The sequence below is a fragment of the Vogesella urethralis genome (assembly GCF_007644045.2).
GTDB lineage: Bacteria > Pseudomonadota > Gammaproteobacteria > Burkholderiales > Chromobacteriaceae > Vogesella > Vogesella urethralis.
Genome location: NZ_VMDW02000103.1, coordinates 1 through 235, shown reverse-complemented (window position 1 = coordinate 235; position 235 = coordinate 1). Strand labels below are relative to the sequence as shown.

Annotated in this window: 1 protein-coding gene; it reads left to right on the top strand. The window is 60.0% G+C overall.

Annotated elements, in window-relative coordinates; translation table 11 throughout:
• Nucleotides 1-235, top strand: a 235-nt coding sequence (locus FLQ03_RS14375) for a DTW domain-containing protein (RefSeq protein WP_144374171.1), incomplete at both ends; no start/stop codon positions are given.

Below are 235 nucleotides of genomic sequence, written 5' to 3'. Positions count from 1 at the left end.
GCCACCTCAGGCTCTGCTCGACCTGGTGGCAAGCCCGGACTATCAGCCCATGGCCGTTTTCCCGGCATCATATGCAGGCGAACAACGTCAGGTGCTTACGGCGCCACCACCCGGTAAGCCGCCGCTGTTTATTATGCTCGACGGCACCTGGACCGAAGCGAGAAAGATGTTTCGCAAAAGCCCTTACCTTGATGCGCTGCCGGTGATTTCCGTCGATCTGTCGCGCGTTTCGGCC